This is a genomic window from Mycobacterium sp. (assembly GCF_049802695.1).
In the GTDB taxonomy this organism is placed as follows: domain Bacteria; phylum Actinomycetota; class Actinomycetes; order Mycobacteriales; family Mycobacteriaceae; genus Mycobacterium.
Genome location: NZ_JBARMY010000541.1, coordinates 1 through 4,339, shown reverse-complemented (window position 1 = coordinate 4,339; position 4,339 = coordinate 1). Strand labels below are relative to the sequence as shown.

5 protein-coding genes and 1 pseudogene are annotated in these 4,339 nt (G+C 68.0%); 5 read left to right on the top strand and 1 reads right to left on the bottom strand.

Features of this window, described 5'->3' with window-relative positions; translation table 11 throughout:
• The 3 genes and pseudogenes from WA317_RS21355 to WA317_RS21345 all read left to right on the top strand — a co-directional run.
• Window positions 1-344 (top strand): annotated as a pseudogene (locus WA317_RS21355) (hypothetical protein); the annotation flags it as partial.
• An 81-nt stretch (window positions 345-425) separates the two neighbouring features.
• The gene (locus WA317_RS21350; protein WP_425174925.1) at window positions 426-1,004 is read left to right on the top strand and encodes a sigma-70 family RNA polymerase sigma factor; all 579 of its coding nucleotides are present in this window, start codon (window positions 426-428) and stop codon (window positions 1,002-1,004) included.
• The gene (locus tag WA317_RS21345; RefSeq protein WP_425174924.1) at window positions 997-1,605 is read left to right on the top strand and encodes an anti-sigma-D factor RsdA; all 609 of its coding nucleotides are present in this window, start codon (window positions 997-999) and stop codon (window positions 1,603-1,605) included. The genes WA317_RS21350 and WA317_RS21345 overlap by 8 nt, the downstream gene beginning before the upstream one ends.
• A 20-nt stretch (window positions 1,606-1,625) precedes the next feature.
• Here WA317_RS21345 and WA317_RS21340 read toward each other — a convergent pair whose 3' ends face one another.
• Entirely contained in the window at window positions 1,626-2,039 is a 414-nt protein-coding gene (locus WA317_RS21340; protein WP_425174923.1) for a DUF5319 domain-containing protein, read from the bottom strand.
• Window positions 2,040-2,233: 194 nt separating this feature from the next.
• On the opposite strand from WA317_RS21340, the gene guaB reads away from it, so the two are divergent.
• Entirely contained in the window at window positions 2,234-3,811 is a 1,578-nt protein-coding gene (gene guaB, locus WA317_RS21335) for an IMP dehydrogenase (RefSeq protein ID WP_425174922.1), read from the top strand.
• A 21-nt stretch (window positions 3,812-3,832) separates the two neighbouring features.
• Window positions 3,833-4,339, top strand: a 507-nt coding sequence (locus WA317_RS21330) for an IMP dehydrogenase (protein ID WP_425174926.1), incomplete at its 3' end; no start/stop codon positions are given.

The window sequence follows — 4,339 nt, the reverse complement described above, 5'->3', positions numbered from 1 at the left end:
GGCATGCCGAAGCGGCCGTTGAGCTGGCGGCTGAGCCGCTTTCTGAGCCGCTTTCTGAGCCGGTCCCCGGGGCCGGGTCCGAACGCCACCGCGTCAAAAGCCAACTGGTGCTGGCGGCCGCGCTGTGCAGCTTCGGCGACCTCGACCGCGCACGAACCGTCGGTGACGCCGCATTCGAAGCCGCCGGTCGACTGGGACTCGTCCCACTGCGGTGGGCGTTAGCATGCCTGCTGGTCGACATCGGCAGCACCAGCCACCCGACCAGCGAGCTGCAAGCGCTGAGGGACCGCTGCGCGGATCGGGTGCGGCACGCCGGCGGCACGTGGGCGCGCGCTACCGCTTGAACAAGGCATCGGCCGTTATCGTCGTCGTGTGTCACTGCGCCGGGATGTGCCCAGCTGGTAACGCCGGAGATACCGCGGTCGATGACACTGCCAGAAGACCGTCTCGACGCTGCCGTCGCAGACGCGGTGGCAGGCGATCGGGGCGCGATTCGGACAGTGCTGGAAACCGTCCGGCCGATCGTCGTTCGGTACTGCCGGGCCCGCCTGGGCACGGCAGAGCGAAGCGGAGTCTCGGCGGATGACGTCGCACAGGAGGTGTGCTTGGCCGTCATGACAGCACTGCCGCGCTACTGCGATCAGGGCCGCCCGTTTCTGGCTTTCGCGTACGGCATTGCCGCGCACAAGGTCGCCGACGCCCACCGTGCCGCCGCCCGCGATCTGTCCCACCCGGTTGATTCGATCCCCGAAATCCGTTCGGGGGCACCGGATCCCGAGCAGTCGGCGATCGAAGCCGAGTCGGTGCGCCGGATGAACGAGCTGCTGGCGGAGTTGCCCGCCAAGCAGCGCGAAATCTTGATCCTGCGCGTCGTCGTCGGCTTGAGCTCCGACGAGACCGCCGACGCGCTGGGCACCACGCCGGGAGCCGTCCGGGTAGCCCAGCACCGGGCGCTGGCGCGGTTGAAATCGGTCCTCAGCGCGACGGGGCAAGACCGTGTCTGAGCGCGGACCCGACCCGGTGGCCACGGATCTGTTGACCCGTACCGACCGATTCGTCGACGCGCTCGCCGCCGGCGACCCGGTCGACACCGTCGACAACGACCGCGACGACGACGTGCTGGCCGGCCTGCTCGGGGAGTGGCGTGACGAGCTCAGGCGGCCGTCGTCGCCTGCGCTGGTCCCGGAGGAAGCAGCGTTGATCGCGTTGCGCAGCGGGCGAGCGGTCCGCGCCGATCAGCGCCACGGACTGACTTTGGTGGCGTCGGTGGCCGCAGCGATTCTGGCGTTCGGCGGGTTGGGTGTCATGGTGGCCGACGCGCAACCCGGCGGCCCGCTGTACAGCGTGCACACGGTGCTGTTCGGCCAGGCGCCGGTCGACGACGACCAGATTGAACTGACCGCGAAGAATGAGCTGGCCGAGGTGCAGCAGATGATCGCGCAAGGTCGGTGGGATCAGGCTCAGGGCAAACTGGCGGTCGTCAACGACACGGTGCAAAACGTCAACGACACCAACCGCAAACAGAACCTGATCAACCAGGTCAACCGGCTTAACGCGAAAGTCGCCACCCGTAACCCGGACGCCACGACCGCGCCCGGCGGCTAGCGGAAAAAAGCTAGAACAGCTCAGCGAAGCCCGTGATAACCCTCGGCGTCCGACGTCGCCTCGTTGAGCGACGCGTCGGCGTAACCGCGGCAGTAGTCCCACGTCACATACGCATCGGGCTCGGGATCGTAAGCCGGCTCGTGCGGTCGCACAGTGCCGTCGATCAGCAACTGTAAAAGGTTGGCGCGCAACATATCCCAGTCGTGATAGTGGTCCTGCTGGCATTCCTCGCAGCAAACCACCAGGCCGCGGATGCCCCGGTGCGCCAACAGGGCTTCGTACACGGCAAGGTCGGCAAGGTCAGCTTCGACCGCTGTTCGCTCCTGCGGATCCAGCGGTTGACCCGGCTCGACGGCGTCCAGCGCAGCGGAGGGATCACACGGATCGTCAGCGAAAGGATCGGGCGGCAAACCCGGCGGGAGGTGGTCGCGCACCCCTTCACATTACGCAAGCGGGGAGCCGTCGCGCCAGCGGCGGGCCGGGCGAGCCGTCCCGTCGGCCGCGCCGACCAACATGGCTCAAGAATCGGTGGGCGAGCCGATAGGATGGGCTTCACTCGCCCGCTTTGAACCTGCTCGCGATCCGCTCGTTCGCAGCTTGTTTTGGGACCTGCTTGGGAGGCCGCACAATGTCTACTCTCGACGGCAGCCCCGACCGGGTCGCCAGTCCGTTTCTGCGCGCCGGCGGGTTCGCCGAAGAGGCGGTGCCGATCGGCGGCGACGACCCGAACAAGGTGGCGATGCTCGGGCTGACCTTCGACGACGTGTTGCTGCTGCCCGCGGCCTCTGATGTGGTGCCTGCCACTGCGGACACTTCCAGCCAGCTCACCAGGAAGATTCGGCTCAAGGTGCCGCTGGTGAGCTCGGCGATGGACACCGTCACCGAGTCTCGGATGGCGATCGCGATGGCCAGGGCCGGCGGCATGGGTGTGCTGCACCGCAACCTGCCGGTTGCCGAGCAAGCCGGCCAGGTGGAAACGGTCAAACGCTCGGAAGCCGGGATGGTCACCGACCCGGTCACCTGCCGGCCGACCAACACGCTGGCCGAGGTGGACGCGATGTGCGCCCGGTTCCGGATCTCCGGGCTGCCGGTGGTCGACGATTCCGGCGCACTGGTCGGGATCATCACAAACCGCGACATGCGTTTTGAGGTCGACCAGTCCAAGCGGGTTGCTGAGGTGATGACCAAAGCCCCGCTGATCACCGCTCGGGAGGGCGTCACCGCCGACGCAGCGCTCGGTCTGCTGCGGCGCAACAAGATCGAGAAGCTGCCCATCGTCGACGGCCGGGGCCGGTTAACCGGGTTGATCACCGTCAAGGACTTCGTCAAAACCGAGCAGCACCCGCTGGCCACCAAGGACAGCGACGGACGGCTGTTGGTCGGTGCGGCCGTCGGCGTTGGCGAGGACGCGTGGGTGCGAGCGATGACGCTGGTCGACGCCGGGGCCGACGTGGTGGTCGTCGACACCGCACACGCCCACAACCGACTGGTGCTCGACATGGTCGGCAAACTCAAGGTCGAGGTCGGCGACCGCGTCGAGGTCGTCGGCGGCAATGTCGCCACCAGGTCGGCGGCCGCGGCGCTGGTGGAAGCCGGGGCCGACGCGGTGAAGGTAGGCGTGGGACCGGGCTCGATCTGCACCACGCGGGTGGTGGCCGGGGTCGGGGCGCCGCAGATCACCGCGATCTTGGAAGCAGTAGCAGCGTGTCGTCCGCATGGAGTGCCAGTGATCGCCGACGGCGGATTGCAGTACTCCGGTGACATCGCCAAGGCGCTGGCTGCCGGCGCATCGACGGCCATGTTGGGGTCGCTGCTGGCCGGCACCGCCGAAGCGCCCGGCGAATTGATCTTCGTCAACGGCAAGCAGTACAAGAGTTACCGCGGCATGGGGTCGCTGGGCGCCATGCAGGGCCGGGGTCAGGGCAAGTCGTATTCCAAAGACCGCTACTTCGCCGACGATGTGCTGTCCGAGGACAAGCTGGTGCCCGAGGGCATCGAGGGCCGGGTGCCGTTCCGCGGCCCGTTGGCGACGGTGATTCACCAGCTCACCGGTGGCCTGCGCGCCGCCATGGGCTACACCGGCTCCACCACCATTGAAGTGTTGCAACGGGCGCAATTCGTGCGGATCACCGCTGCGGGGCTGAAAGAAAGCCACCCGCACGACATCACCATGACCGCCGAAGCACCTAATTACTCGGCGCGGTGAGCGGGTTGTCGCATGCGTGACATGGCCGAGATCGGGATGGGCCGCACTGCGCGGCGGACCTACGAACTCGCCGACGTCAACATCGTCCCGTCGCGGCGCACCCGCTCGTCGCAGGACGTGTCGACGTGCTGGCAACTCGACGCCTACCGGTTCGAGATCCCCGTCATCGCCCACCCCACCGACGCGCTGGTGTCGCCGGAGTTCGCCATTGAACTGGGCCGTCTCGGCGGTCTGGGTGTGCTCAACGGCGAGGGCCTGATCGGCCGGCACGCCGACGTCCAGGCCAAGATCGCGCAGGTCCTGGAAGCCGCCGCCAAAGAACCCGAACCGGCCGCGGCGATCCGGCTGCTGCAGCAGCTGCACGCCGCGCCGCTTGATCCCGAGCTGCTGGGCGCTGCGGTGGCCCGCATCCGGGAGGCCGGGGTGATCACCGCGGTGCGGGTGAGCCCGCAGAACGCCCAAGCGATGACCCCGGTGCTGCTGGCGGCGGGCATCGACCTGCTCGTCATCCAGGGCACCATCGTGTCC